Origin of the sequence: Rhizobium sp. BK112 (assembly GCF_014193215.1) — a bacterium.
Taxonomy (GTDB): domain Bacteria; phylum Pseudomonadota; class Alphaproteobacteria; order Rhizobiales; family Rhizobiaceae; genus Rhizobium; species Rhizobium anhuiense.
Genome location: NZ_JACHYZ010000012.1, coordinates 92147 through 116598, shown reverse-complemented (window position 1 = coordinate 116598; position 24452 = coordinate 92147). Strand labels below are relative to the sequence as shown.

At 62.0% G+C, this 24452-nt stretch carries 24 protein-coding genes; 13 read left to right on the top strand and 11 right to left on the bottom strand.

All coding sequences use genetic code 11. The annotated features are described in order from the left end of the window. The first annotated feature begins 6 nt into the window (after positions 1 to 6). From FHT75_RS27965 to FHT75_RS27955, 3 genes are all read left to right on the top strand, one after another. Positions 7 to 1032 carry an ABC transporter ATP-binding protein gene (locus FHT75_RS27965; protein WP_047618987.1) on the top strand — a complete coding sequence of 342 codons (1026 nt, stop codon included), beginning with the start codon at positions 7 to 9 and terminating at the stop codon, positions 1030 to 1032. Positions 1033 to 1096: 64 nt separating this feature from the next. Then, positions 1097 to 1882, top strand: coding sequence for a ThuA domain-containing protein (locus FHT75_RS27960; protein ID WP_132575455.1), 786 nt, complete (start codon positions 1097 to 1099; stop codon positions 1880 to 1882). A gap of 161 nt (positions 1883 to 2043) precedes the next feature. Beyond that, positions 2044 to 3081: a Gfo/Idh/MocA family protein gene (locus FHT75_RS27955; protein WP_047619775.1), complete on the top strand. Its 1038-nt coding sequence runs from the start codon at positions 2044 to 2046 to the stop codon at positions 3079 to 3081. A gap of 142 nt (positions 3082 to 3223) precedes the next feature. Here FHT75_RS27955 and FHT75_RS27950 read toward each other — a convergent pair whose 3' ends face one another. From FHT75_RS27950 to FHT75_RS27930, 5 genes are all read right to left on the bottom strand, one after another. Beyond that, positions 3224 to 3619: a DUF4112 domain-containing protein gene (locus FHT75_RS27950; RefSeq protein WP_028758816.1), complete on the bottom strand. Its 396-nt coding sequence runs from the start codon at positions 3617 to 3619 to the stop codon at positions 3224 to 3226. Between the two features lie 171 nt (positions 3620 to 3790). Then, positions 3791 to 4864 carry an alcohol dehydrogenase family protein gene (locus FHT75_RS27945; protein WP_097545043.1) on the bottom strand — a complete coding sequence of 358 codons (1074 nt, stop codon included), beginning with the start codon at positions 4862 to 4864 and terminating at the stop codon, positions 3791 to 3793. 13 nt (positions 4865 to 4877) lie between these two features. Further along, a complete protein-coding gene (locus tag FHT75_RS27940; protein WP_097596209.1) occupies positions 4878 to 6257 on the bottom strand; it encodes an aspartate aminotransferase family protein in 1380 nt (459 codons plus the stop codon). Positions 6258 to 6287: 30 nt separating this feature from the next. After that, positions 6288 to 7784: an NAD-dependent succinate-semialdehyde dehydrogenase gene (locus FHT75_RS27935; RefSeq protein WP_097596210.1), complete on the bottom strand. Its 1497-nt coding sequence runs from the start codon at positions 7782 to 7784 to the stop codon at positions 6288 to 6290. Positions 7785 to 7904: 120 nt separating this feature from the next. Then, positions 7905 to 8399, bottom strand: coding sequence for an Lrp/AsnC family transcriptional regulator (locus FHT75_RS27930; protein WP_063473700.1), 495 nt, complete (start codon positions 8397 to 8399; stop codon positions 7905 to 7907). A 101-nt stretch (positions 8400 to 8500) separates the two neighbouring features. Between FHT75_RS27930 and FHT75_RS27925 the strand changes: the two genes are divergently transcribed. From FHT75_RS27925 to doeB, 10 genes are all read left to right on the top strand, one after another. Next, entirely contained in the window at positions 8501 to 9886 is a 1386-nt protein-coding gene (locus tag FHT75_RS27925; RefSeq protein ID WP_063473764.1) for a PLP-dependent aminotransferase family protein, read from the top strand. Between the two features lie 122 nt (positions 9887 to 10008). Beyond that, on the top strand, positions 10009 to 10794 hold the full coding sequence (gene ehuA, locus FHT75_RS27920) for an ectoine/hydroxyectoine ABC transporter ATP-binding protein EhuA (protein ID WP_047619687.1): 786 nt from the start codon (positions 10009 to 10011) through the stop codon (positions 10792 to 10794). 55 nt (positions 10795 to 10849) lie between these two features. Further along, positions 10850 to 11698, top strand: a complete 849-nt coding sequence (ehuB, locus tag FHT75_RS27915) for an ectoine/hydroxyectoine ABC transporter substrate-binding protein EhuB (RefSeq protein ID WP_047619777.1) — start codon at positions 10850 to 10852, stop codon at positions 11696 to 11698. Between the two features lie 152 nt (positions 11699 to 11850). After that, a complete protein-coding gene (gene ehuC, locus FHT75_RS27910) occupies positions 11851 to 12510 on the top strand; it encodes an ectoine/hydroxyectoine ABC transporter permease subunit EhuC (RefSeq protein ID WP_047619689.1) in 660 nt (219 codons plus the stop codon). A gap of 4 nt (positions 12511 to 12514) precedes the next feature. After that, positions 12515 to 13174, top strand: a complete 660-nt coding sequence (gene ehuD, locus FHT75_RS27905) for an ectoine/hydroxyectoine ABC transporter permease subunit EhuD (protein WP_097545047.1) — start codon at positions 12515 to 12517, stop codon at positions 13172 to 13174. A 2-nt stretch (positions 13175 to 13176) separates the two neighbouring features. Continuing rightward, complete coding sequence (eutA, locus tag FHT75_RS27900; RefSeq protein WP_097596211.1) at positions 13177 to 13956, top strand: ectoine utilization protein EutA; 780 nt, start codon at positions 13177 to 13179, stop codon at positions 13954 to 13956. A gap of 4 nt (positions 13957 to 13960) precedes the next feature. Next, positions 13961 to 14962 (top strand): hydroxyectoine utilization dehydratase EutB, encoded by a 1002-nt coding sequence (eutB, locus tag FHT75_RS27895; RefSeq protein ID WP_097596212.1) that lies wholly within the window; start codon positions 13961 to 13963, stop codon positions 14960 to 14962. Further along, the gene (gene eutC, locus FHT75_RS27890; protein WP_097596213.1) at positions 14959 to 15951 is read left to right on the top strand and encodes an ectoine utilization protein EutC; all 993 of its coding nucleotides are present in this window, start codon (positions 14959 to 14961) and stop codon (positions 15949 to 15951) included. Before eutB ends, eutC begins: the two co-directional genes overlap by 4 nt. 32 nt (positions 15952 to 15983) lie before the next feature. Next, the gene (doeA, locus tag FHT75_RS27885) at positions 15984 to 17165 is read left to right on the top strand and encodes an ectoine hydrolase DoeA (protein WP_097596214.1); all 1182 of its coding nucleotides are present in this window, start codon (positions 15984 to 15986) and stop codon (positions 17163 to 17165) included. Positions 17166 to 17172: 7 nt separating this feature from the next. Then, positions 17173 to 18180 carry a N(2)-acetyl-L-2,4-diaminobutanoate deacetylase DoeB gene (gene doeB, locus FHT75_RS27880; RefSeq protein WP_097596215.1) on the top strand — a complete coding sequence of 336 codons (1008 nt, stop codon included), beginning with the start codon at positions 17173 to 17175 and terminating at the stop codon, positions 18178 to 18180. A gap of 37 nt (positions 18181 to 18217) precedes the next feature. Here doeB and FHT75_RS27875 read toward each other — a convergent pair whose 3' ends face one another. The 6 genes from FHT75_RS27875 to FHT75_RS27845 form a co-directional block, all read right to left on the bottom strand. Then, positions 18218 to 20035, bottom strand: coding sequence for a methyl-accepting chemotaxis protein (locus tag FHT75_RS27875; protein WP_097596216.1), 1818 nt, complete (start codon positions 20033 to 20035; stop codon positions 18218 to 18220). A 430-nt stretch (positions 20036 to 20465) separates the two neighbouring features. After that, positions 20466 to 20714: a hypothetical protein gene (locus FHT75_RS27865; protein WP_047619707.1), complete on the bottom strand. Its 249-nt coding sequence runs from the start codon at positions 20712 to 20714 to the stop codon at positions 20466 to 20468. A 188-nt stretch (positions 20715 to 20902) separates the two neighbouring features. Further along, on the bottom strand, positions 20903 to 21976 hold the full coding sequence (locus tag FHT75_RS35985) for a DUF5666 domain-containing protein (protein ID WP_063473691.1): 1074 nt from the start codon (positions 21974 to 21976) through the stop codon (positions 20903 to 20905). Next, positions 21973 to 22866, bottom strand: coding sequence for a DUF6502 family protein (locus FHT75_RS27855; RefSeq protein WP_063473690.1), 894 nt, complete (start codon positions 22864 to 22866; stop codon positions 21973 to 21975). Before FHT75_RS27855 ends, FHT75_RS35985 begins: the two co-directional genes overlap by 4 nt. A 153-nt stretch (positions 22867 to 23019) precedes the next feature. Continuing rightward, positions 23020 to 23394, bottom strand: coding sequence for a hypothetical protein (locus FHT75_RS27850; protein WP_063473689.1), 375 nt, complete (start codon positions 23392 to 23394; stop codon positions 23020 to 23022). A gap of 10 nt (positions 23395 to 23404) precedes the next feature. Next, complete coding sequence (locus FHT75_RS27845; protein ID WP_063473688.1) at positions 23405 to 24451, bottom strand: flagellar hook-associated family protein; 1047 nt, start codon at positions 24449 to 24451, stop codon at positions 23405 to 23407. Position 24452 lies beyond the last annotated feature (1 nt).

The following is a 24452-nucleotide window of genomic DNA, read 5'->3' as shown; positions in this document are numbered from 1 at the left end:
TAGGACATGGCAGAAATCCGACTGGAGAATATCCGCAAGAGCTTCGGCGCTTTCGAGGTGATCAAAGGCGTGACGATGGACATCCGCCGGGGCGAGTTCATGGTGTTCGTGGGGCCGTCGGGATGTGGCAAGTCCACGCTGCTGCGGCTTATCTCCGGGCTCGAGGACATCACCTCGGGAACCCTCTCCTTCGACAACAAGACGGTGAACCAGCACGCGCCGTCGAAGAGAGGGATCGCCATGGTGTTCCAGTCCTACGCGCTCTACCCGCATATGACGGTCTTCGACAACATGGCTTTCGGCATGAAACTTTCCGGGAGCACCAGAGGCGAATGCCGCCAGCGTGTCGAACAGGCCGCCGGTATGCTGCAGCTCTCACCCTACTTAGACCGCTTGCCGCGACAGCTTTCCGGCGGGCAGCGTCAGCGCGTCGCAATCGGCCGGGCGATCGTACGCGATCCCAAGGTCTTTCTCTTCGACGAGCCGCTGTCCAACCTCGATGCGGCGCTTCGAGTCGCGACGAGGCTGGAAATTGCGAAGCTTCATCGCAGCATGAACAACACGACGATGGTCTATGTGACCCATGACCAGGTCGAGGCCATGACACTCGCCGATCGGATCTGCGTGCTGAGGGACGGCGTCGTCGAGCAGATCGGCACGCCGCTGGAACTTTACGAAAGCCCAAATTCGGTCTTCGTTGCCGGCTTCATCGGTTCGCCGAAAATGAATTTCCTCTCGGGCGAACTGGCGCAAGCCTATGATAGCCATACGATTGGCGTGCGCGCCGAGCATGTTCGCATCACGCCCGAGTCGCCCGTTTGGAGCGGCACGGTCATCCATTCAGAAATCCTCGGCTCCGATAGCTTCGTCTATGTGGATATCGGGGCGGATGAGCCGCTCATCGTGCGGGAAGCCGGAGTCTCCCGCCATGCGCCCGGCCAAACGCTTGGCCTTACGCCGCTTGCCGGCCACATCCACCGTTTCGACCGGTCGGGCCGTTCGCTTGAGCGAGCCTCCATTCGGGCTGCCTGATGTTCCCAAGGTCGATGTTCTTCCCAGGACTCGATCCGTTTTTTAACTATAAGGAGAGAACGACGTGACCATTCGCACCGTTGTGTGGGGAGAGAATATCCACGAGAATACCAATGCCATCGTCCGGGGCATCTATCCCGAAGGCATGCACACGACGATCGCCAACGCGCTGAATACCGACCCCAGCATCTCGGCGACGACGGCGACGCTGCAGGAGCCGGAACACGGCCTCAGCGAAGCCCGCCTTGCCGAAACCGATGTCTTGACCTGGTGGGGCCACAAGGATCACGGCGCCGTCTCCGATGTCGTCGTCGAGCGTGTCGCCAAGCGCGTCTGGGAAGGCATGGGGCTGCTCGTGCTGCATTCCGGCCATTTCTCCAAGATCTTCAAGCGGCTGATGGGCACACCCTGCGCGCTGAAATGGCGCGAGGCGGGTGAGCGCGAGCGTCTGTGGACGATCAATCAGCGCCATCCGATCGCCGCCGGCATCGGCGAACATTTTGAACTCGAGAACGAAGAAATGTACGGCGAGCAGTTTTCGGTGCCGGAACCGCTCGAAACGGTGTTCATCTCCTGGTTCCAGGGCGGCGAAGTGTTCCGCTCGGGCCTGACCTGGCGCCGTGGCGCCGGCAACATCTTCTATTTCCGCCCCGGCCACGAGACCTATCCGACCTATCACGACGTCAATGTCCAGAAGGTGCTGATCAACGGCGTGAAGTGGGCCTATAACCCTGAGGGCTCGTTGACGGGTATCACCGACGCTCCAAATGTGCCGGTAGAAAAAGCACTGGAGCCGATCGTCGAACGCGGCCCGAAACTACACCAAGCCGGCGAAGCCGGTTACCGCTGAGGACCTGAAACACCTTCCTTGGGCGCGGACGCCACGCGTGCGTTCGGCCCGGGAAAACGCTGAGCTGACAGCCGTCGCTCACCATTTGGCAAGACCATCTGGCGCTCGTGAAAGACGACGGTTTGGTGCTGATGATTTCGATAAACGACTATGAGGACAAAATGCGCTTGATCATTCTCGGAACCGGAGGATGGGCAAACACCCATGCCATGAATTTTTCCGAAATCGCCGACGTAAAAATTGTTGCTGCTGTCGATACGGACGAGGTCCGGCTGCGGGCCTTTGCGCTCAGGCATGATATCCCACTTACTTTCACGTCACTTGATGACGCCCTTGCCTGGGGAGAGTTTGACGCCGTGACCAATGTCACGCCGGATCGCGCGCATTATTCCACGACAATGAAGATACTCGGCGCCGGCAAGCATGTCCTCTGCGAGAAGCCGCTGGCGGTTAACTACCGCGAAGCTAAAGAGATGGCCGACGCTGCTGCTGCGTCCGGCAAGGTTGCGATGGTAAACCTTACCTATCGCAATGTTGCGCCGCTGCAAGCAGCGCGCAAGATGGTGCTGGACGGACGCCTCGGCGCGATCCGCCACTTCGAAGCGTCCTATCTCCAGAGCTGGCTGGTCTCAAAGGCGTGGGGCGACTGGACCAAGGAATCGCAATGGCTGTGGCGGCTGTCGACAAAGCACGGATCCAATGGCGTGCTGGGCGATGTCGGTATTCATATTCTCGACTTCGCGGTTTTTGCCGCCGGAAGTGACGTCAAGGCAGCCGCATCGCATCTCAAGGTGTTCGACAAGAGCCCCGGAAATCGGATCGGGGAGTACGAGCTCGATGCAAATGACAGTTTCCTGATGATGGCTGAACTCGAAAACGGTGCCGCCGGTGTCATCCACGCAACGCGCTGGGCGACTGGTCATCTGAACGAATTGCGCCTGCGCCTGCATGGAGACAAGGGCGCGCTGGAGGTGGTGCACACGCCGGAAGGTTCGACGCTCAGGGCCTGTGAAGGTCCCGATGCCGACAAGGCAATCTGGCGTAAGATCGAGGTCGAACCGGTCATCACCAATTTCCAGCGATTTGCAAATGCCGTGCAAAAGGGGCAGCCGGATGAGCCTGGTTTCGGCCACGCCGCCAAGCTGCAATTCGTTCTTGATCACGCAGTGAAGACGGCAGGCGTTCTGGCTGAACTGTAAGCGAAGGCGCCGAGCTAGTGCCCACTTTTGCTGGTTGCTCGTCGTCTTAAGGCGACAGCACCGGCTGCGCGGCCTCGTTGGAACCAGCGCCGACAGCTCGCACAAATTCCTCGAAGGGGAAGTTGCAAAGGGACGTCGGCCGTCAGACTCGCCGGTTAAGCTCGTCTTCGCTAATCCCAAAGTGGTCGAGGATGATACCCACGTTTCGGCGATGAGACTTGAAATAGACGTCGAAGAGATCGCCGATCAGGGGAACCGTTCCGCCGGCGGCGTCGATCCCCAGATTGACGGCCATACGGGCGAGCTTATGGGTGGGAATACCGAGGCGTCTCGCCTCATCGATGATGAAAAGGCCGATCAGGGATCCGGCAATGTCGCCGACGGCCGGGATAAGGCCGAGAATTGAGTCCGCGCCGATACGCACGCCGATGACAGGCAATCGGACTGCGGTATCCATCAGCCGCGCTATGCTGACAGCGCGCCGAATTCGTCCAAGTTCGATAGACGTCAGGTGTTTCGCGCTGGCGGAAGCTGGCATCAGCAGCCTTTTGGCGCGCGCGATCGCTCCGCCCCCTCGAGTGGGGGCGTGGGAGCGATTTGGTCGCATCGCCGCGAAATAGTCCGACGCAACGAAGGGCCGGCGCCATCATGATTTTCCATTGCCGTGAAACGCTGCAAACCCGATAAGGTTCGCCCGCGAAAGCAAGGATCATCTCTCGTCGGGAACCACGACCAGTTTGCCGACGAAGTTCTTCGCCATGAAATCGGTCTGCGCGCGATGGAATTCCGACAGTGGATAGACGCCGCCGACGAGAGGCCGGATTTTCCGGCTTTCGATATAGCCGACGATCCGACGGAAGTCGGCGCGGCTGCCCTGGCTCGAGCCATGCAGTTCCAGCTGCTTCAGATACATGGTCCGCAAATCGAGCTGGACGACCGGGCCGGCGATGGCGCCAGCCGTCGAGTAGCGGCCTTCTGGACGCAGGATCTTCAGCAGGTCGTTGAACAGCGGTCCGCCGACGAGATCGGCGACCACATCGATCGGCTGGCCGTGGCTGGCGGCATGGACGGCTTCGACCAGGTCGCCCTTGCCGCGGGTCACCACCGCCTCGGCGCCGATATCGAGCATCGCCGCCTCCTTGCCGGGACCTGCGACGGCGATCGGGATCGCGCCGCGAGCGCGCGCGAGCTGGATGATCGCCGAGCCGACGCCGCCTGAAGCGCCGGTCACGAGCACGCTTTCGCCGGCCGACAGCCTTGCCCGTTCCAGCATGCGCTCGCCAGTCAGATAGGCGCAGCAGAAAGTGGCGAGTTCGATGTCGGTCAGATCGGTTGCGACGACATGGGCATTCTCAGCCGGCAGCGCCATATATTCGGCATAACCGCCGTCGCGGCCATGGCCCATGTAATCGATGTCGGCGAGGCTGTCGTCGTCCCGGTTGTAGATCGAAAAGTCGACCATGACGCGTTCACCGATACGTTTGGGATCAACGCCGGCGCCGACGGCGACGATATGACCGACCGTATCGGTGCCCTGGATGCGTGGAAACGTCAGCGTGTTGCCTTGCCTGCGCCACGTGGAGACCGCCGATGGATCGTCCTCTGTGCCGTAGGCGCCCTGGCGGACCCAGACGTCGGTATTGTTCATGCCGCAGGCCGTGACACGGATCAGAACCTCGCCATCGGCGGGCGTCGGGACGGGCACGTCCCTGTCATAGACGAGCTTGTCCAGACCGCCATGGTCGGTGAGCAAGACGGCTGCCATCTTTTCGGGGATCGTCATACCGATCTGCTCCTCAGATATTCTTGAAGACAGTTTCGATGGCGTCCGCTGCGGCCTTGACCACAATGTCGGCCTCCTCGCGCGTCAGGCAAAGCGGCGGGGCGAAGCCGAGGATATCGCCTTGCGGCATGGCGCGGCCGATGACGCCGCGTTCGAGCAGGGCGGATGCGACCTGAGGGCCGATCTTGCGGCCGGCATCGAAGAACGTGCTGTCGTCCTTGTCCTCGACGAATTCGATGGCCGCCATCAGCCCGTCACCGCGGACTTCGCCGACGTTGCGGTGGCCGCCGACCGCCTTTTCCAGTTCCGAACGGAAATAGGCGCCGGTCGTGCCGGCATTCTCGACAATGCCGAGTTCGTCGATCAGTTCGAGATTGGCAATGCCTGCCGCAGCACAGATCGGATGGGCGGAATAGGTCCAGCCGTGACCGATCGCCCCCAGTTGATCGGACCCCTGTATCAGGACTTGCCACATCTTGTTCGAGACGATCGTGCCCGAAAGGGGAGCGTAGGCCGAGGTCAGCCCCTTGGCGATGGTGATCAGGTCCGGCTTCATGCCGTAATGGTCCGAGCCGAACATCGTGCCGAGACGGCCGAAGCCGGTGACCACTTCATCCGCGACGAGCAGGATGTCATATTTGTCGAGCACGGCCTGGATCTTCTGCCAGTAGCCGTTCGGCGGCGGCACGATGCCGCCGGTGCCGAGGATGGGTTCGCCGATGAAGGCGGCGATCGTTTCCGGACCCTCGGCGATGATCATCTCCTCGAGCTTGTCGGCGCAATATTGCGAGAACTGCTCTTCGCTCATCGACCGGTCAGGGCGGCGGAAATAATAGGGCGCTTCGGTGTGCAGCACCGGTGCGCGCGGCAGGTCGAAGGCGTTGTGAAAGAGCGCCAGGCCGGTGAGGCTGCCGGTCATGACGCCGGAGCCGTGATAACCGCGCCAACGCGAGATGATCTTCTTCTTGTCCGGACGGCCGAGGATGTTGTTGTAGTACCAGATGAGCTTGATGTTGGTTTCGTTGGCATCCGAGCCCGACAGACCGAAATAGACGCGGCTCATGCCGGCGGGCGCGCGGTCGATGATCATCTTCGACAGCGTAATCGAAGCTTCCGTGCCGTGGCCGACATAGGCGTGGTAATAGGCGAGGTTCTTCGCCTGCTCGGCGATCGCGTCGGCGATCTTCTGGCGGCCGTAGCCGACATTGACGCAATAAAGGCCGGCAAAGGCGTCGAGGCTTTTGCGGCCCGTCGTGTCGGTGATGTAGACGCCTTCGCCGCCGGCGATGACACGGGTCGGCGTCTCGCCGCGGGCATGCGCGCCCATATGGGTCGATGGGTGGAAGAAATGATCGCGGTCCCAGGCGTTGAGTTCGTTGCTTCTGTCGAGCATGTCGTAGCCTCTTTCTTGAAATGGAGCGGCTCAGGCGGCCGTGTCGATGCAGAGATATTTGAGCTCGGTGAAGGCCTCGAGCCCGTGGCGGGAGCCCTCGCGGCCGAGGCCGGACTGCTTCCAGCCGCCGAAGGGAATGGGCCCGCCGGTGATCTTGACGCGGTTGATCGCCACCATGCCGTATTCCAGCGCGCGGCCGAGCCGCAGCTGGCGGGCGCCATTTTCCGTGACGGCATAGGCGACGAGACCATATTCGGTATCGTTGGCGCGGGCGATGACCTCTTCCTCCGTGTCGAAGGTGGCAACCGCCGCCACCGGCCCGAAGGTCTCCTCGCGCATGACCAGCGCATCCGCCGGCACATCGGTCAGCAGCGTCGGCTCGTAAAAGAGCCGGCCCGTCTTGTGGCGTTTGCCGCCGGTGACCAGCTGTGCGCCACGCGCCAGCGCGTCGGAGACCTGCTCCTCGACCTTGGCGACGGCGCGTTCATGCATCAGCGGCCCGATCTCGGCGCCATCCTCGAGCCCCGCACCGAGCTTCAGTTCGGCAATGCGGTCTGCAAAGGCTTTGGTGAAGGCATCGGCGATGCGCCGCTGGACGAAAATGCGGTTGGCGGCGAGGCAATCCTGGCCTGACGTGGCAAACTTGGCGTTGACGGCGATCTCGACCGCCTTTGATATGTCGGCGTCATCGAAGATGATCAGCGGGGCGTGGCCGCCGAGTTCCATCACCAGCCGCTTCAGGGTCGGCGCGCACTGGGCGGCGATCAGACGTCCGATGCCGGTGGAGCCAGTGAAGCTCATGGCACGCAGGCGGATGTCGGCGCACATCCGCCCGACGATCGTTGCGGCGTGGCCGGTGACGACATTGAAGACGCCGGCCGGAATACCGGCGCGTTCGCCGAGCTCGGCAAGGGCAAGTGCTGAAAGCGGCGTCTCGGAGGAGGGGTGAGCAACGACCGTGCAACCGGCGGCGAGCGCGGCCGCAGCCTTTCGGGTGAGCATGGCAGAGGGAAAATTCCAGGGCGTGACGATGCCGACGACGCCGAGCGCCTCGCGGCGAACGATCATTTCCGCGTCGGGCAGGTGGCTGGTGACGCTCTCGGCGTTCAGCCGCTTGCCTTCCTCGGCATACCATTCGACGAAGGAGGCGGCGTAATCGATCTCGCCGCGTGATTCCGCGAGCGGTTTGCCCTGTTCGAGCGTCATGATCAGGGCCAGATCCTCCCTGGCCGCGAGCATCAGCTCAAACCATTTGCGCAGGATCGCCGCGCGGCTCTGCGGCAGCATTGCGCGCCAGGCGGCGAAAGCTTGCGACGCTGCATCGATTGCCACCGCCGTCTCGTTTGCGCCAAGGCTTGCCACCCAGGCCAGCGTCGCCGACGAGGCGGGATCGGTGACCTCGAAGCTTTTCCCTGATTTGCCGGCGACCCATCGGCCGCCGACATAGGCCAGATCGCGCAGGAGATGACGGTCTGCGAGCCGAGCCAGCGCGTCATGGTAGGCGGGGCGGGCAAAAACAGCGCTCATGTCCAATCTCCTCGTGGCGGTTGACGTCAGTCTTCCACGGGAGCTGGCGAGAGATTGTCTGTTGGCGGATGCAAAAAGAGAGAGATGGTCTAAAGAACGGCGGCCTGGCAGAGAGATTGTCTACGACGCGGTCTCTTCGCCGGCCGCAGTGAACGAAGAGACCGGAAGGACTGTTTCGTCCTTCACCGTCTTGGTGACGATGTAGGTGAAGTAGCGGTCGATGCCGAGTTCGCGGTCGAGAAGCCCGTCGACCAGCCGCTGATAGGCGTCGATATCGGGTGCGATGATCTTCAAGATGTAATCGACGCCGCCGCCGACCGACCAGCAGGCGACGATCTCCGGGGTTGCGCTGATGGCGCGTTCGAAGCGTTCGAAATCCGCCTGGCGATGATTGGCGAGCGTCACTTCCATCATCACGCTGGCGACCGGCGCGATGCGCCGCGGAGCGATGCGTGCGTGATAACCGGTGATAACACCGGCCTTTTCGAGTTTGCGCAACCGCATCCAGCAGGGCGTCGGCGACAGTCCGGCCTTTTCGGCCAGCGCCAGCTTGGTGATGCGGCCGTCGCGCTGGACGGCGTCGAGAATGCGCAGGTCGATGGCGTCGAGCTTCATGGTGCTTTCTTTAGAAAGAAATCATTTCAAACGCAGGGAAAAGACAATGGAAGCGCATTTTGGCATTGTCAATTGAACTGATTTTCAGCAGTGTTGAAATCATGACAAAGTGGCGCCCCGATCCCTCGCAACTCCGCCGGCCGGCCTATCTCTCGATTGCCGAACAGATCGCAAACGCGATCACTGACGGCAAGCTCTCCGACGGCACGCAATTGCCGCCGCACCGCAAGATGGCGGATGATCTGCATCTCTCGGTGCAGACGGTCAGCCGCGCCTATGACGAGCTGATCCGCCGGGGGCTGATATCAGGCGAGATTGGACGCGGCAGCTTCGTCCAGACGCGCCCGCGCGAGCCGGAACCGCCCTACCTGCCGGAACGGCTGGGCGAGCTGATCGATCTGTCGATCCTGAAACCGGTCTGCGAGCAGATCCATCTGGAAAGGCTGCGGCAGGCCTTCGGCTGGCTTTCGGAAAACCTGCCCTCCAGTTCGGCCCTTTCCTTCAGGCCGAACATGGTGTTTCCGCGCCACCGTACCGTCGCCACGGAATGGCTGGCGCGCTGCGGGCTGGAGATATCGCCGCTGAACATCAGCCTGACGAACGGTGCGACGTCGGGCATGACGGTGGCGCTGATGAGCGTTGCCCCGCCCGGCTCGACGATTGCGACCGAAGCGATCAGCCACCATACGCTGGTTCCGCTCGCCACCTATCTCGGTCTGCATCTCGAAGGGCTGGCGATCGATGAGGAGGGCATGATCCCCGAGGCGCTGGATGAAGCCTGTCGGAAGGGACCGATCCGGGCAATTTTCCTGCAGCCCTCGGTGATCAATCCGATGGCGGCGCTGATGAGCGCGGAGCGCAGGCAGGCGCTCGCCACCGTCGCCGCCAAACATGATATCGCAATCATCGAAAACGACATTCTCGGCCCGATGGTCGAGAACCGCGCGCCGCCGATGGCAGCCTTTGCGCCGGAACGGACACTGTACGTCACGAGTTTCACCAAGATCACCGTTCCGGGTCTGCGGATCGGCTATCTCACCGCGCCCGACCGCTATGTCGCCGCCGTCGCCAACCGGCATCTCGTGTCCAACTGGATGGCGACGCCTGCCATGGCCGAGATCGCCACCCGCTGGGTCAGCGACGGCACGGCAATGGAACTCGTCAACTGGCAGCGCCGTGCCCTTTTGAGCCGGCACGCGATCGCGGCGGAGATGTTGGCCGGGCTTCCCTACCGGGCGCATCCGCAAAGCCTGCACGTCTGGCTGCCGCTCTCCGGCAATCATACGGAGGACGGGTTCGTATCGCAGGCAAGGCTGCGCGGGGTGGCGATCGCGCCCGGCAAATCCTTCCATACCACCGATCAGGGCTGGACGCCGGCTGTGCGCATCTCGCTTGGTTCGACGACGGAAAGCGAGTTGCGGACCGGGCTTGGGATCGTCGCCTCATTGGCGCAAGGCAATCCGGAAGAGCTGCTGCTTGCGATCTGACGCAACTGCCTTGCGTTTGGGCATTCGCAGAATAATTGTCATGATATTATTTTACGAATTGACATGATTTTGATGGACGGTCATCGTTAGGACATTGCTTGTCTCAACAGGGAGAGACATGAATGCTTCCGCCCATCATCCGCATCGACAACATCGTCAAAAAATACGGCCCACTGACCGTACTCGACGGCCTGTCGATGAATGTCATGCCGGGCGAGAAGCTGGCGCTGATCGGGCCGTCGGGCTCCGGCAAGACGACGATCCTGCGCATTCTGATGACGCTGGAGACGATCAGCGGCGGCCATATCGAGGTCGACGGCGAACAGCTCTACCATATGCCCGGCAGCAGTGGGCTGGTGCCGGCCGATGAGCGGCATCTGCACCGCATGCGCGAAAAGATCGGCATGGTCTTTCAACATTTCAATCTGTTCCCGCACAAATGCGTGCTCGACAATGTGACGCTGGCGCCGATGCTGACCAAGGGCATCAAGCGGCCGCAGGCCGAAAAACGGGCTATGGAGCTTCTCGACATGGTCGGCCTGGCCGACAAGGCGAGAAGTGTCCCGGCGCAGCTTTCCGGCGGGCAGAAGCAGCGCGTTGCCATTGCCCGAGCGCTGGCGCTGTCGCCGAAGATCATGCTGTTCGACGAGGTGACCTCGGCGCTCGACCCGGAGCTGGTCGAGGAGGTGCTGAACGTCATGCGGCGGCTGGCGTCCGAGACCGATATGACCATGCTTCTCGTCACCCATGAAATGGGCTTTGCCCATGATTTCGCCGACCGTGTCCTGTTCTTCGACCGCGGCAAGATCGTCGAGGAAGGCAAGCCGGGCGACATCTTTCGCAATCCGACGCAGGAGAGGACGCAGACCTTCCTGCGCAAGATCATTGCGGCGGGGCACCGCGTCTGAGCTCAGACATTGCCCGCAAGAACAAACTCAAGGAAAATCAGAGGAGTTGGGAACGATGAAAGCAGGATATTTTTTGAGCGCCGCCAGCCTGTCGGTGCTTCTGGTTGCAGCAGCTGCCCCGGCCTCGGCTGCCGATGACAAGCTCGAGCAGCTGAAGGAGCAGGGCTTTGCGCGTATTGCCATTGCCAACGAACCGCCGTTCACCGCCGTCGGCGCCGATGGCAAGGTGTCCGGCGCCGCACCCGATGTGGCGCGCGCCATCTTCGAAAAGCTCGGCGTCAAGGAAGTCGTCGCCTCGATTTCGGAATATGGCGCGATGATCCCCGGCCTGCAGGCCGGCCGCCACGATGCGATCACCGCGGGCCTCTTCATGAAGCCCGAGCGTTGCGCCGCCGTCGCCTATTCCGAACCGATCCTCTGCGACGCCGAAGCTTTCGCTCTCAAGAAGGGCAATCCGCTGAAACTGACCAGCTACAAGGACATCGCCGACAATCCGGACGCCAAGATCGGCGCGCCGGGCGGCGGGACCGAGGAGAAGCTGGCGCTTGAGGCCGGCGTGCCGCGCGACCGCGTCATCGTTGTTCCGGATGGCCAGAGCGGCATCAAGATGCTGCAGGACGGCCGCATCGACGTCTACTCGCTGCCGGTCCTGTCGATCCATGACCTGATGGCCAAGGCGAACGATCCGAACCTCGAAACCGTCGCTCCGGTCGTCAATGCGCCGGTCTATTGCGATGGCGCTGCATTCCGCAAGCAGGACGTCGCCCTGCGCGACGCCTTCGACGTCGAGCTGAAGAAGCTGAAGGAATCGGGCGAATTCGCCAAGATCATCGAGCCCTACGGCTTCTCGGCCAAGGCCGCGATGTCGACGAGCCGCGAAAAGCTCTGCGCCGCGGCGAAGTAATCGTGGCAGCCGGCCATGCCATCGGCATGGCCGGGTTGTCCCCGAACGATCTCCTAAAGCGTGTTGCGCTTTAGGTCCTTGTTTTTACGCATGTCGTCATCGCAAAACCGCTGCACAGTTTTGCGCGGCATGCTCTAGGAAGTGAGTTGCCGATGTCGGTATGGTCCGGCTATCTGACACTGATCCTTGAGGGCGCCCTGGTGACGCTCGAACTGACGGTCATGGGGTCTGCGCTGGCACTGGTGATGGCCTTCCTGGCGGGCCTCGGCCGGCTGTCGCGCTTCTTCGCCGTGCGGGCTCTGGCGACGGCCTATATCGAATTCTTCCGCGGCACCTCGATCTTCGTCCAGCTTTTCTGGGTCTATTTTGTGCTGCCTTTTGCGGGTTTGACCCTGACGCCGCTGCAGGCGGGCGTGCTGGCGCTCGGGCTGAATGTCGGTGCCTATGCGGCGGAGGTGGTGCGCGGCGCCGTCAAGGCCGTCGGGCGCGAACAGTCGGAAGCCTGCATCGCGCTCAACCTGTCGCGATACCAGCGCATGCGCCACGTCATCCTGCCGCAGGCGCTGCCGCTGATGCTGCCGACCTTCTGCAACAATGCGATCGAACTTCTCAAAGGCACGGCCGTCGTGTCGCTGATCTCGCTGACGGATATGACGTTCCAGGCGCAGGTGGTGCGGGCGCAGACCGGCAATACGCTGGTGCCCTTCGCGACGATCCTCATCCTCTATTTTCTCATGGCCTCGGCGATCTCCGCGACGATGCGCTGGCTGGAGCGGCGTATGGCGCGCAGCCTCGACGGCATAAGGACCTGATCGGATGGAATGGGATTGGGACTTCGTCTGGCAGATCATGCCGACCCTTCTCGAAGGGTTCCAGATCACCATTCTCGCGACCATCCTCGGCGCTGCCGTCGCGATGATCGTCGGCCTGGCTCTTGCGATTGCCCGGCGATCACCGGTCGCCGGCGTGTCCCGCACGGTCGGCTTCGTCTCGGAATTCATCCGCGGCACGCCGCTGCTGGTGCAGCTCTATTTCATCTTCTACGTGCTGCCCGATATCGGCATTCGGCTGGCGCCGCTGGTCGCAGGCGTCATCGGTATGGGCATTCACTATGCGACCTATACCGCCGAGGTCTATCGCGCCGGCATCGAGAATGTGCCGCGCGGACAATGGGAGGCGGCCAAGGCCACAAATCTGACGACGCGCCAGGCATGGATCCACGTGGTCCTGCCGCAGGCGATCCCGCCGATGATCCCGGCACTCGCCAATTATTTCATCGCCATGTTCAAGGAGACGCCGCTGCTTTCGGCGATCACCGTGCTCGAACTGATGAACCAGGCCAAGAGCATCGCCAACAGCAACTACCGCTACATCGAACCGATGACGCTGGTCGGCGTCTTCTTCCTCGTCATCAGCCTGATCTCCGTAGTGGGATTGCGCTGGCTTGAGGAACGCTACGCCAGGATGGATGACTGACCATGACCGTAGAGATTGAGATCATCCCTGCCGGCAGGCTGCCGCGACTGGAGAATCGGCCGCTGGAAAAGCGCATCGGCCTGATCATCCTCGCGACCGACCACACGACGGAAGTCGACTTCCAGCGCATGGTCGCCAGCGATCGCCTCGGCGTCTATGTCAGCCGCATCCACTACGCCAATCCGGTCACGGCCGAAAACCTCCTGAGGATGCAGCCGTTGCTGACGCAAGGCGCGGCACTGATCCTGCCGGACGAGGCGCTCGATGCCATCGTCTATTCCTGCACCTCCGCCTCGGTGGTGATCGGCGATCGCAACATCGAGGCGGCGATCCATGCGGCCAAGCCCGGGATTCCCGTCGTGACGCCGACGGCGGCCGCCGTGAAAGGTCTGAAAGCGCTTGGCGCCAGACGGATCTCGGTGCTGACGCCCTATACGGTCGAGACCAGTCGGCCGATGGCGGACTATTTTTCGGATCTCGGTTTTGCGATTGACCGCTTCACCTGTCTCGGCCTGACCGATGATCGCGAGATGGCGCGGATCGCACCGGAGGAGATCCTTGCCTTTGCGCGCCAGGCGCTGGCGCCGCAATCGGACGCGCTGTTCATCTCCTGTACGGCGGTGCGCGCAGCCCAGGTCGCTGCCCGCATCGAAAGTGAGACCGGCAAGCCGGTGGTGACCAGCAATCTGGCGACGGCCTGGTCCTGTCTGAGGCTTTGCGGCGATGATCGGGCGCGGCCCGAACTCGGTCAGTTGATGACCAAGTCCTATTGGGAAGGCTGAGATCATGGTGAGCACCTTGCCCGTTTCGCTGGAGGACATCCGTGCGGCGGCGCGACGGATTGCCGGCCGCGTGACCACCACTCCGATGGTGCAGTCCGCGTCGCTTGGCGAATTGGCCGGCGTGCCAGTGCATCTCAAGCTCGAACATCATCAGACGACCGGCAGCTTCAAGCTCCGTGGGGCGACCAATGCGGTGCTGTCCTTGTCGCCGGCGCAGCGCTTACGTGGCGTCGTCGCAGCCTCGACCGGAAATCACGGCCGTGCGCTTGCCTATGCGGCAAAGGCCGAAGGTGCCGTTGCGACCATCTGCATGTCGCGGCTGGTGCCGGAGAACAAGGTTTCGGAGATCCGCCGTCTCGGCGCCGATGTCCGCATCGTCGGCGTATCGCAGGACGAGGCGCAGCAGGAAGTCGACCGGTTGGTCCGCGAGGAAGGGTTGGTGATGGTGCCGCCCTTCGACCATCCCGATGTCGTGGCCGGGCAGGGGACGCTGGGGCTTGAAATCATCGACGACTTGCCGGAGGCGGCGAGCGTGCTGGTGCCGCTCTCGGGCGGCGGCCTTGCGGCGGGGCTTGCGGCCGCGGTCAAAGCCATCAGTCCGACGACCAAAGTGATCGGCCTGACGATGGAGAAGGGTGCCGCGATGAAGGCAAGCCTCGATGCCGGGCAGCCGGTGCAGGTCGAGGAAGTGGCGAGCCTTGCCGACTCGCTCGGCGGCGGCATTGGTCTCGACAACCGCGTCACCTTTGCCATGTGCCGCGAACTTCTCGACGACGTCATCCTGCTGACCGAGACGGAAATCGCCGCCGGCATGCGCCATGCCTATGCCTGCGAACGCCAGGTCGTCGAAGGCGCGGGCGCGGTCGGTATCGCCGCGCTGCTTGCCGGAAAAATCAGGGGCGGCGGTCCCATCGTCGCGATCTTGTCCGGGGCGAATGTCGACATGGAGCAGCACCTGCGGGTGATCAACGGGACGCAGCCGCTCTACGGCGAGGAGGGGCCATGAGCCGGATGATCATTCTGACGGAAACGGAACTGAGGAAAGTCATCGGGCTTGACCGAGATGCGGTCGCCTGCATCGAGGAGGCTTTCGCAGCGCTTGCGACCAAGGCCGTCGCCATGCCCCCGATCCTGCGGCTCGACATTCCGGAATATCGGGGCGAAGTCGATGTGAAGACGGCCTATGTGCCCGGCATCGAGGGCTTCGCGATCAAGATCAGCCCCGGTTTCTTCGACAACCCCCAGATCGGCCTGCCGAGCACCAACGGCATGATGGTGCTGCTGTCGAGCCGGACCGGACTGGTGCAGGCACTGCTGCTGGACAACGGCTATCTCACCGACGTGCGCACCGCAGCAGCCGGCGCTGTCGCGGCGAAACATCTGTCGCGCCAAAATGCGTCCGTGGCCACGATCTTCGGCGCCGGTATGCAGGCGCGGCTGCAGCTCGAAGCGCTGACGCTGGTGCGGCCGATCCGCGAAGCAAGGATATGGGCGCGCGATGCCGCCAAGGCGCAAGCCACGGCTGCGGAATTGGCCGGAAAACTCGGCTTTCCCGTCATCGCGACATCGGACGCCAGGGGAGCAGTGACCGGCGCCGACCTCATCGTCACCACCACGCCGTCGGAAATGCCGATCATCAAGGCGGGGTGGCTGGAACCCGGACAGCATCTGACGGCGATGGGCTCGGATGCCGAACACAAGAACGAGATCGATCCGGCCGCCATCGCCGCTGCCGGCCTCTACGTCGCCGACAGCCTGAAGCAAACGCGGCGCCTCGGCGAGCTGCATCACGCAATCGATGCCGGCCTGGTCGCGGCCGATGCGGTCTTCACCGAACTCGGCCAGATCGTCGCCGGCCGGGCGCCGGGGCGGACGGATAACGACCAGATCACCATTGCGGACCTGACCGGGACCGGCATTCAGGACACCGCCATCGCCACCCTCGCCTTTGCCCGAGCCGGCGCGGCGAAGGCCGGGACCACGTTCGAAAGCTGACCGGCGCGGCGCCGGAAAAGAAGGGAAGAGACATGACCCAGCCCAACCTCAAATTCTCGCTCGGCGAATATGCCGCGCGGCTGGAAAAGACACGGCGTGCCATGGAAGCGAAGGGCGTCGACCTGCTGATCGTCAGCGACCCGTCGAACATGGCCTGGCTCACCGGCTATGATGGCTGGTCCTTCTATGTGCACCAGGCGGTGATCGTGCCGCCACAGGGAGAGCCGATCTGGTTCGGCCGCGGCCAGGATGCCAACGGCGCCAAGTTCACCGCCTATCTGAAGCATGACAACATCATTGGCTATCCCGATCACTATGTGCAATCGACCGAACGCCATCCGATGGATTATCTCTCGGGCATCCTCACCGAACGCGGCTTCGGCAAGCTGACGATCGGCGTCGAGATGGACAATTACTGGTTCTCGGCGGCGGCCTTCGCGGCGCTGCAGAAGCACCTGCCGAATGCGCGCTTCGTCGATACGACCGCCCTCGTCAACTGGCAGCGCGCGGTCAAGAGCGAGACCGAAATCAAGTATATGCGCAATGCCGCCCGCATCGTCGAGGCGATGCATGCCCGCATCTTCGACAAGATCGAGGTCGGCATGCGCAAATGCGATCTGGTCGCGGAAATCTATGATGCCGGCACCCGCGGCGTCGACGGCATCGGCGGCGATTATCCGGCGATCGTGCCGCTGCTGCCGTCCGGCGTCGAAGCATCCGCACCGCATCTGACCTGGGACGACCGGCCGATGAAGACGGGCGAGGGCACCTTCTTCGAGATTGCCGGCTGCTACAACCGCTATCACCTGCCGCTGTCGCGCACCGTCTTCCTCGGCAAGCCGACGCAGGCCTTTCTCGATGCCGAAAAGGCGACGCTGGAGGGCATGGAGGCCGGTCTTGCGGTCGCCAGACCCGGCAATAGCTGCGAGGATATCGCCAACGCCTTCTTCGCGGTGCTGAAAAAATACGGCATCGTCAAGGACAACCGCACCGGTTATCCGATTGGCCTTTCCTATCCGCCGGACTGGGGCGAGCGCACCATGAGCCTGCGACCGGGCGACCGGACGGAACTGAAGCCCGGCATGACCTTCCATTTCATGACCGGCCTCTGGCTCGACGACATGGGATTCGAGACGACCGAGAGCATCCTCATCACCGAGAGCGGTGTCGAGTGCTTCGCGAACGTGCCGCGCAGGCTGATGGTCAAGGATTGAGGCTGCGATGACAGAGATTGGCTTGCGACCGTCACCGATCAGCGCGACGGTCAATTTCGCCGCCGAGGGCGTCCAGCACGGCTTCCTGCGGCTGCCCTACAGCCGCGACGATTCCGCCTGGGGATCGGTGATGGTGCCGATAACGGTCATCAGGAACGGCAAGGGGCCAACGGCTCTTCTGACCGGCGGCAATCACGGCGACGAGTATGAAGGACCGATCACACTCTTCGATCTTGCCCGCACGCTGAAAGCTGAGGAGGTGAGCGGCACTGTCATCATCGTGCCGGCCATGAATTATCCGGCATTCCAGGCGGGAACCAGGACCTCGCCGATCGACAGGGGCAACATGAACCGCAGCTTCCCGGGCCGGCCGGACGGCACGGTGACGGAGAAGATTGCCGACTATTTCCAGCGGGTGCTTCTGCCGATGGCGGATCTCGTCCTCGACTTCCATTCCGGCGGCAAGACGCTCGATTTTCTGCCGTTCTGCGCGGCCCACATCCTGGCGAACAAGCAACAGGAGAAAAAGGCCTTCGAATTGGTGACGGCCTTTGCGGCCCCCTATTCGATGAAGATGCTTGAGATCGATGCGGTCGGCATGTACGACACCGCCGCCGAGGAGATGGGCAAGGTCTTCATCACCACGGAACTCGGCGGCGGCGGCACCGCCACGGCCAAAAGTGCGGCGATTGCCAAACGCGGCACCATCAACGTGCTGCGCCATGCGGGGATCGTCGCGGGCGCCGTCGAGACCGGCCCGACGAGCTGGCTCGATATGCCGGACGGCCGCTGTTTCTCTTTCGCAGAGGAGGGCGGGTTGATCGAGCCTGTCATTGACCTCGGTGAAGCCGTGGCCGAAGACGCCGTCGTCGCGCGCATCCATCCGATCGGCCGGACCGGAATGGCGCCCCGCGAGATCCGCGCCGGCATGAACGGCATTCTCTGTGCCCGGCATTTCCCGGGGCTGGTCAAAGCAGGCGACTGCGTTGCCGTCGTGGCGATCGTTACGGACTGAGGTGGGAAGGGCGGCCCTTCCCTTTGCCGCGGACGCGTCAGGCCGCTTTCTGCGATCTTGACGGGCTGGCGGCCGCGTCGATCTGAAAGCGGCTGACGACCCCTTCCAATGTCTGCGTCTGGCTGCCGAGCGCCCGGCAGGCCGAGGCGGTTTCGACGGCCATGGCGGCGTTGCGTTGGGTGACCTGATCCAGAGCGTTGACGGAGGCGTTGATCTCGCCGATCGCCACCGCCTGCTCGGAGGACACCGAGACGATGCGGGCGATCAGACCGGCAACCTGCTCGACCTGTCCTTCGATTTCCAGAAGCGCCTTGCCGGTGCGGTTGACGAGCTGCACCCCGGTGGAGACCTGAGACGAGGAGGTGGAAATCAGCGCTCTGATCTCCTTGGCGGCGTTGGCCGAGCGCATGGCGAGTTCGCGCACTTCCTGGGCAACGACGGCGAAACCCTTGCCCGCTTCGCCCGCGCGGGCCGCCTCGACCCCGGCATTGAGCGCCAGAAGATTGGTCTGGAAGGCGATTTCATCGATGACATTGACGATGTCGCCGATCTGGGAGGACGAACCTTCGATCCGTTCCATGGCGGCGATCGCTTCGCGAACGACGGCCGCCGAATGTTCGGCGCTGGTGCGGGTCTCGGTCATCATGCCGGTTGCCTTGCCGGCATGGTCGGAGGCGTCTTTCGCCTTGGCATTCATCTCGTCGAGCGCGGCTGTGGCCTCTTCGAGCATCGCGGCCTGCTGTTCCGTGCGCAAGGCAAGGCTGTCGGCGGCATCGGTGATGCCGGACGAGGAACTGCCCACTTGCTTGGAGGTCTGGGCGATCTCGGCCATCGAAGCGCAAAGCGCATCCATGCTGTCGTTGAACTTTGCGCGCAAAGTTTCGTAGGCCGTGGCGAAGGGCGTCGTGATGCGGCAATCGAGATTGCCGTTCGATAGCTGTTCCAGGCCGTATGTCAGTTGGGCGATCACCGTTTCGCGGATCTGTTCCTCAGCGGCCTTTTCGGCCAGCTGGCTGCGCTCGCGCTCGAATTCCGCGTCGCGAAGTGCGGTCTCGCGCTTCTGCGCGTCCTGCCGTTCGAGCGCATTGCGGCGGAATACCGCGACGGCCTTGGACATGGCGCCGATCTCGTCGGAACGGTTGGCATAGGGAACTTCGGTCGAAAAATCGCCTTCGGCGAGGTTGCCCATATAGGCCTTCATACCGTCGAGCGGCACGATGGCGCGACGGCGCAGGAGATAGAGGCCGATCAGCAGCAGGCCGAACGAGCCGAAACCCGCAGCACCGGCATAGATCGTCCAGGTGACGATTTCCGAAGCGGCATTGCGCTCCTCGCCCTTCAGGAAGGCGTCGGAATTGGCAACGAGTTTCTCGACCGCATCCTGATGCGAATGGAAGGCAACGCGCAACTGTTCGATCGCACCATGCGCCTTGTCTTCATCCTTGGCATTCAAGGCGGGGATGATCTCGCGGTTCATCACCCCCCAGAATGCATCGCCCTTGGCGATGACATCGTTTTCAAGCTCGTCCTTCAACGCCTGCGGCAGCCGGGTGGTTTTCCAATAGGCGCGGCGGTCGTCGTAAGCGGCCTTGAGATTGGCGATCTTGGCAAGATTGGTGTCTGTTAGTTCGGGAAATTTGCTCGCCTCGAAGGAGAGCATGTAGGATTCGACCACGAACAGCGGCGGCGGTAGAATATCGGCAATCAAATCCTTGCCGTAGACGACCTGCTCGTAAACCGGACCGTTGACCTTCAGCCGTTCGAGCGCCGATTGCTGCAATCCGATCGACATGAAAAGACCTACTGAAACGGCGACGCCGAACGCCACCAGACTGCGAGCGATGGTGAATGCCAAGACTGTCTCCAAATAACTTTTGGCCTCTCTACTTCGAGAGACCTGATCTACGTACGGCATTATTTGGCAAGAACACTGAAATATGGTTAATTCTTATGAGGTCGGAGCTTAGCCAGCTCTTTCAGGTCTGGGGCAACCGTCCAAAATTGGGTTGATAGGTTGAAGCGGTGGTATCAAACCATCACCAGCCATCATGATGGCTCAAGGCGACATCACCTTCATCGCGAAGGAGATCAGCTTGGCTGCCCTCAGCTTTCCGTACGAAGTGCAAAAAGCATGTGATCTTGCTCGCCGTGAAAACGGCTCGATAGCCGCCATAGCCGAGCGGACCGAAGCCCAAGGATTTCCTATCGCGGCGCCGGGGTTATCGCGGATAGCGTTGTCAAGCGGTTAGCTTCTGAATGGGTCGATCGACGCGCCGGTAAGCCTTTCAGGCCAATCGCATGAGCATTTCATTCAGGTCGCTGATCTGGCGGAGCAGTTCGACCAACTTGTCCGTATCATCTTGGCTGAGCCGGCCCGTTCCGGCGCTGCTCTGCCAAAGATGTTGAAATTGTTGGCTCGTCTGGCGCGCGCTGCTCATGATTTCGATGATTTGCGCGCGGTTTTCCCAGGTTGCAACGACGGTCGATTCGTTCATTTCCATCGACACGTCCGGTTCGCGTTCCAGCAAAAGCAATTCCTGATTCCTCTTGGCGACGGCGGGTTGGTTCGGCAGTCAGCAGCGATTGAAAATCAAACGATTGTCTGTCGGGTGTGGGGCGAACCCGATAGACAATCGGCAAGTCCTTCTTGGGAACCCAAATCAGGAATCGCAAGAGCAATAAATGGGAAATTTTCCCATATGTCAATCTGATTGATGGCGCGTTAGCGCGGAACTGGAGGATCCGTAGGCGGTGGACCGCGGCGCAAGGGGTCTTGCGGCGGCGGACCCCGCCTGTTCGGATCAGGATAATCTCCGCCAGGCCCGCCTCTGCCGAAAGACGGATGGCCACGCTCTGGCCCGTCTGGAGGACCATCCGGCGGGCGAGGACCAAAGCCGTCTGGGCCTTGCCTGTCCGCAAAGCCCGTCATTCTGCTTGAATCGCGAACGGTGACGTCGACAAATCCATGGCCATCGGGAGACATTCGCATCGAGCCGTAAGGCGCTGAGCCCCCAGGTCCTGCGCCAGCTCCGCCCTTTTCTGCGGGTTTGAAGGTCTCGACGTTGACGACACCTCGTTTCAGACCCGGCACCACAGGTTCGGCCTGAATGCGTATAATGACCGATCGATTGGCGTCCGTCCTGAGACGCACGACGGTTTGCTTGCCGACCAAATGTGCTTGCGCCTGCCCAAGCGAAAGGCCGCCGAGCAAGACGCGATTGCCGCTCCTTACGGGGACACCGCGAACATGGGCGCCATCGGAAACGGCGCGATGCTCGATGCGTCTGGCAATGATGGTGCCATCCGGTTTGCGGATGCCGAACACGGCGACCCGCTTGCCCTTTCGCAAGCCCTTCGTGACCAAACCGGTCGTGTCGACGGTTTGCGACAGGATGGTCATCCCGGTCTTACCCATCTCGTCGATGCGGCCCTGGACCTCGCTGACGATCGCGATGCGGGCAGCACGCTTTCCTGCCATCAGCACCCGGACGACATGACCGACCTTCATCGCGCTTGCAGGCGCGCGTCGTCCATCGATGTCGATCGGCGTCGTCGCACTGAACGGTATGTGGATGTTGTTGACGATGATGCTGCCAAAACCCTGGATGGTCCCGACGATGCCGGTTCCACCGATACCGTGGTCTTCGTTCTCTCCACCTCCAATGGAAAGACCGGAGCCTCCGATGCCATGATCGCCGGTGCCCGTCGGCTGCGCGGCTGTCATCGCTGGCATCAGAACCTGGAGCGCTATTCCGCCCAAGAGAAACTGTCTTCTCGAGATCGTTGACGGGCTCATGCGTCAGTCTCCGTCTCGGAAGCGGCTGCTGCCGGAGGAACTGCGTCACCCTCCTCGGTCATGACATAGACGCCCGTGATCCAGCGGCTGTTGCCGCCGGGATCGTCCTTGATGGCCTGATGGGCGATCTTGTTGAGCTTCAGGAGCAGCGCCATCCCTTCCTTGCGCCCAATCTCGTCGAGCCGGGCTGCCAGCGCTGGAGATATCCCGTCATAATGAACGGCGCGTTCGAAATAGGGAGGAGGGTCGTTCATCAGATTCATGACCGATGCCTGGACGTGGTCACGAAGGTTGCGGGTAAAATAATGCCGGCGGGCTTCGTCCCCGGCATTCGGGACGATCGATGAGAGGTTGAGCTGGATCCAACCGTTCTGATCGACAACGACAATGTCTCTGTCCAGCCAGTCGTCCAGGATCGAGCGAGGATGGACGTCCTTGGTGATGTCGCCCACCAGGCTTTCGAATGACGGACCGCCGTCGCTGGATGTGCGGGGCAGGGCGCTCGGCCTATCCTCCGCATCGCAATAGAGCGGATCGGCAAGCCATCTCGCAAGAATGCGGCTCGTCTGCGAAACACTCACGGTGAGAAAGGATGCCGTCAGGGCCTGTCCACGCAGCCGGTTGACGTCCTTGCGGTGGATGCCGGTCAGAAGCGAGATACGGCTATCCGTCTGCTGTTTGTTCGGCAGCGTAAATTCGTTCTCCGCAACCTCGATATAGAGGCGGCGAAGAATGGCCGAAAAAGCAGTGAAGTTGAAGCCGGAGGCGAGAGCGAGTTTGACCAGCGGGCGAAGCACGCGGACGAGCATGGCCTGCAAGGTCTCTTCGGAGAATGGAAGCTTCGCGCGCGGCTTTGACATCAACAATACACTCGGTCCCTGAAAGACCATTGCCGGCAGACTTCGACAGTCGCCCTCCATCTCCCTATGGCAAAGTCCAGACTGCCGCAACGGACAAGCCACATGCAAGACCAGCCTATGCCATGCTCCCGGGCGGCGCGGCCGTTGTCACGCCGCCTTCGAGACGAGATTTAGCGTGGTCCGTTAATGAGTTACCGGATGCGGCTCGGGTGAAAGCACCGCGCCATGGCGCCAGTCGATCAGCCGGTCGATACGTGCAATCTTGTGGAAAACCTCGAAGACATCGAATGACGCGCCTTTCTCGATATGGCCGGCCAAGAGCTCGCAAAGCTCGAATATTTCGGGCGGCGTGCCGGTCATCTCGACGCCGTCATCGGTGAAAACGCCTGATCGCGGCCATGCCCGCGGCTGTTGTTCGTCGAGTTTGCAGCCGACGAAAGGGATTGTATCGATGATGCCGGCAGCGAGCGCGAAGGCGGCTTCCGTCACGATTTCGGAGCAATCCGTGCTCGGCTGTTTGCTTAAGGCTGGTATCTGCAAGCGCTTGAACTCCTTCATGTCAGATCCGTCAGAGGTAATTGACCAAACTCAGGCCCTGGAGTTTCGAGACGAGCGTATAGGCCGTTTCCAGTTGCGTTTGCAGTTGGTTGACGAGTGTCGACGCCTCATAGACATCCACGCCCTGGAGATCGACGAGCTTTCCCTGAAGCAGGGTTGATTGAGCGTCGAGGGCGTCATTTGCCTTTTCGACCCGCTCCTGCGAGAGGCCGAGCTCGCTTTGCTGCGTGACGATGCCGGCCGTTGCCTGCGCCGCATAAGCGATAGCCTTGGATGCAACGGTGCTCTGCGCATCGGATGCGAGATCCTGACCGAAGAGGGACGACACGACGACGGATGCAAGCGCGAGATAACGCATGCCTTCCGAATTCGCGTTGGTGGACGAGGTGATGGTTTCCGATCCGCTGATCCGGCTTGTCATGTCGGTGCTCGAGGCAGTCGACCAGCCGTCTGCAGAGTCCGTCCAGGCGCTCTCGGAAAACATCGGCTCGACCGTGTCGGTGATGAATGTGCCGATTTCCTCGCCCGTCAGCTCGTTCACGTCTTTTCCGAGGCCGGTTGCATAGTCGCTCAGCGCCGTCACGATCGTATCCGAGACCGTGGAAGTTTGGTCGGTCAGGGGCTGGCTGTCGAGGTTTGTCCCGCCAAACAGGAACTCGCCGTTGACGGCCGTATTCGCCGTCGAGATCAGTTGCGAGACCGTGGAGCTCGCTGTCTGCAAGGCGACGGCGATACTCGTCGTATCCTGGCTCGCCTGAAGCGCGGTCAGGTTCGAAACCAGGCTGTCGCCGGCATCCTTGAGGTTTGAAAGGGCCGTCTGCGACGCGTCCATGCGCAATGCGACGACGGAATTGCTCGTTTGAAACGACGCGGCCTGGTTGATGGCGCTGGTGAAGTTGAGCGACTTTGCAGCGCCGGCACCAAGGGCCGTACCGATATCGCTGTAGGTTCCCGTCGTTGCCTCTGTCGAAGCGCTCTGCAGCTTGGACTGGGACTGGCTGATGGTCAGCTTGAGAACGTTTTGCATCGCCGATGATGAGACAAAAGATGCTTTCATG

Coding starts and splice junctions, on each gene's coding strand:
- FHT75_RS27855 (WP_063473690.1), bottom strand. CDS start 22,866: ATGGTCTTTCAGGGACCGAGTGTATTGTTGATGTCAAAGCCGCGCGCG.
- eutB (WP_097596212.1), top strand. CDS start 13,961: ATGGTGAGCACCTTGCCCGTTTCGCTGGAGGACATCCGTGCGGCGGCG.
- ehuB (WP_047619777.1), top strand. CDS start 10,850: ATGAAAGCAGGATATTTTTTGAGCGCCGCCAGCCTGTCGGTGCTTCTG.
- eutA (WP_097596211.1), top strand. CDS start 13,177: ATGACCGTAGAGATTGAGATCATCCCTGCCGGCAGGCTGCCGCGACTG.
- FHT75_RS27935 (WP_097596210.1), bottom strand. CDS start 7,784: ATGAGCGCTGTTTTTGCCCGCCCCGCCTACCATGACGCGCTGGCTCGG.
- FHT75_RS27925 (WP_063473764.1), top strand. CDS start 8,501: ATGACAAAGTGGCGCCCCGATCCCTCGCAACTCCGCCGGCCGGCCTAT.
- FHT75_RS27955 (WP_047619775.1), top strand. CDS start 2,044: ATGCGCTTGATCATTCTCGGAACCGGAGGATGGGCAAACACCCATGCC.
- FHT75_RS27940 (WP_097596209.1), bottom strand. CDS start 6,257: ATGCTCGACAGAAGCAACGAACTCAACGCCTGGGACCGCGATCATTTC.
- FHT75_RS35985 (WP_063473691.1), bottom strand. CDS start 21,976: ATGAGCCCGTCAACGATCTCGAGAAGACAGTTTCTCTTGGGCGGAATA.
- ehuC (WP_047619689.1), top strand. CDS start 11,851: ATGTCGGTATGGTCCGGCTATCTGACACTGATCCTTGAGGGCGCCCTG.
- eutC (WP_097596213.1), top strand. CDS start 14,959: ATGAGCCGGATGATCATTCTGACGGAAACGGAACTGAGGAAAGTCATC.
- doeA (WP_097596214.1), top strand. CDS start 15,984: ATGACCCAGCCCAACCTCAAATTCTCGCTCGGCGAATATGCCGCGCGG.
- FHT75_RS27930 (WP_063473700.1), bottom strand. CDS start 8,399: ATGAAGCTCGACGCCATCGACCTGCGCATTCTCGACGCCGTCCAGCGC.
- ehuD (WP_097545047.1), top strand. CDS start 12,515: ATGGAATGGGATTGGGACTTCGTCTGGCAGATCATGCCGACCCTTCTC.
- FHT75_RS27845 (WP_063473688.1), bottom strand. CDS start 24,451: ATGAAAGCATCTTTTGTCTCATCATCGGCGATGCAAAACGTTCTCAAG.
- FHT75_RS27950 (WP_028758816.1), bottom strand. CDS start 3,619: ATGCCAGCTTCCGCCAGCGCGAAACACCTGACGTCTATCGAACTTGGA.
- FHT75_RS27850 (WP_063473689.1), bottom strand. CDS start 23,394: ATGAAGGAGTTCAAGCGCTTGCAGATACCAGCCTTAAGCAAACAGCCG.
- doeB (WP_097596215.1), top strand. CDS start 17,173: ATGACAGAGATTGGCTTGCGACCGTCACCGATCAGCGCGACGGTCAAT.
- FHT75_RS27965 (WP_047618987.1), top strand. CDS start 7: ATGGCAGAAATCCGACTGGAGAATATCCGCAAGAGCTTCGGCGCTTTC.
- FHT75_RS27945 (WP_097545043.1), bottom strand. CDS start 4,864: ATGACGATCCCCGAAAAGATGGCAGCCGTCTTGCTCACCGACCATGGC.
- ehuA (WP_047619687.1), top strand. CDS start 10,009: ATGCTTCCGCCCATCATCCGCATCGACAACATCGTCAAAAAATACGGC.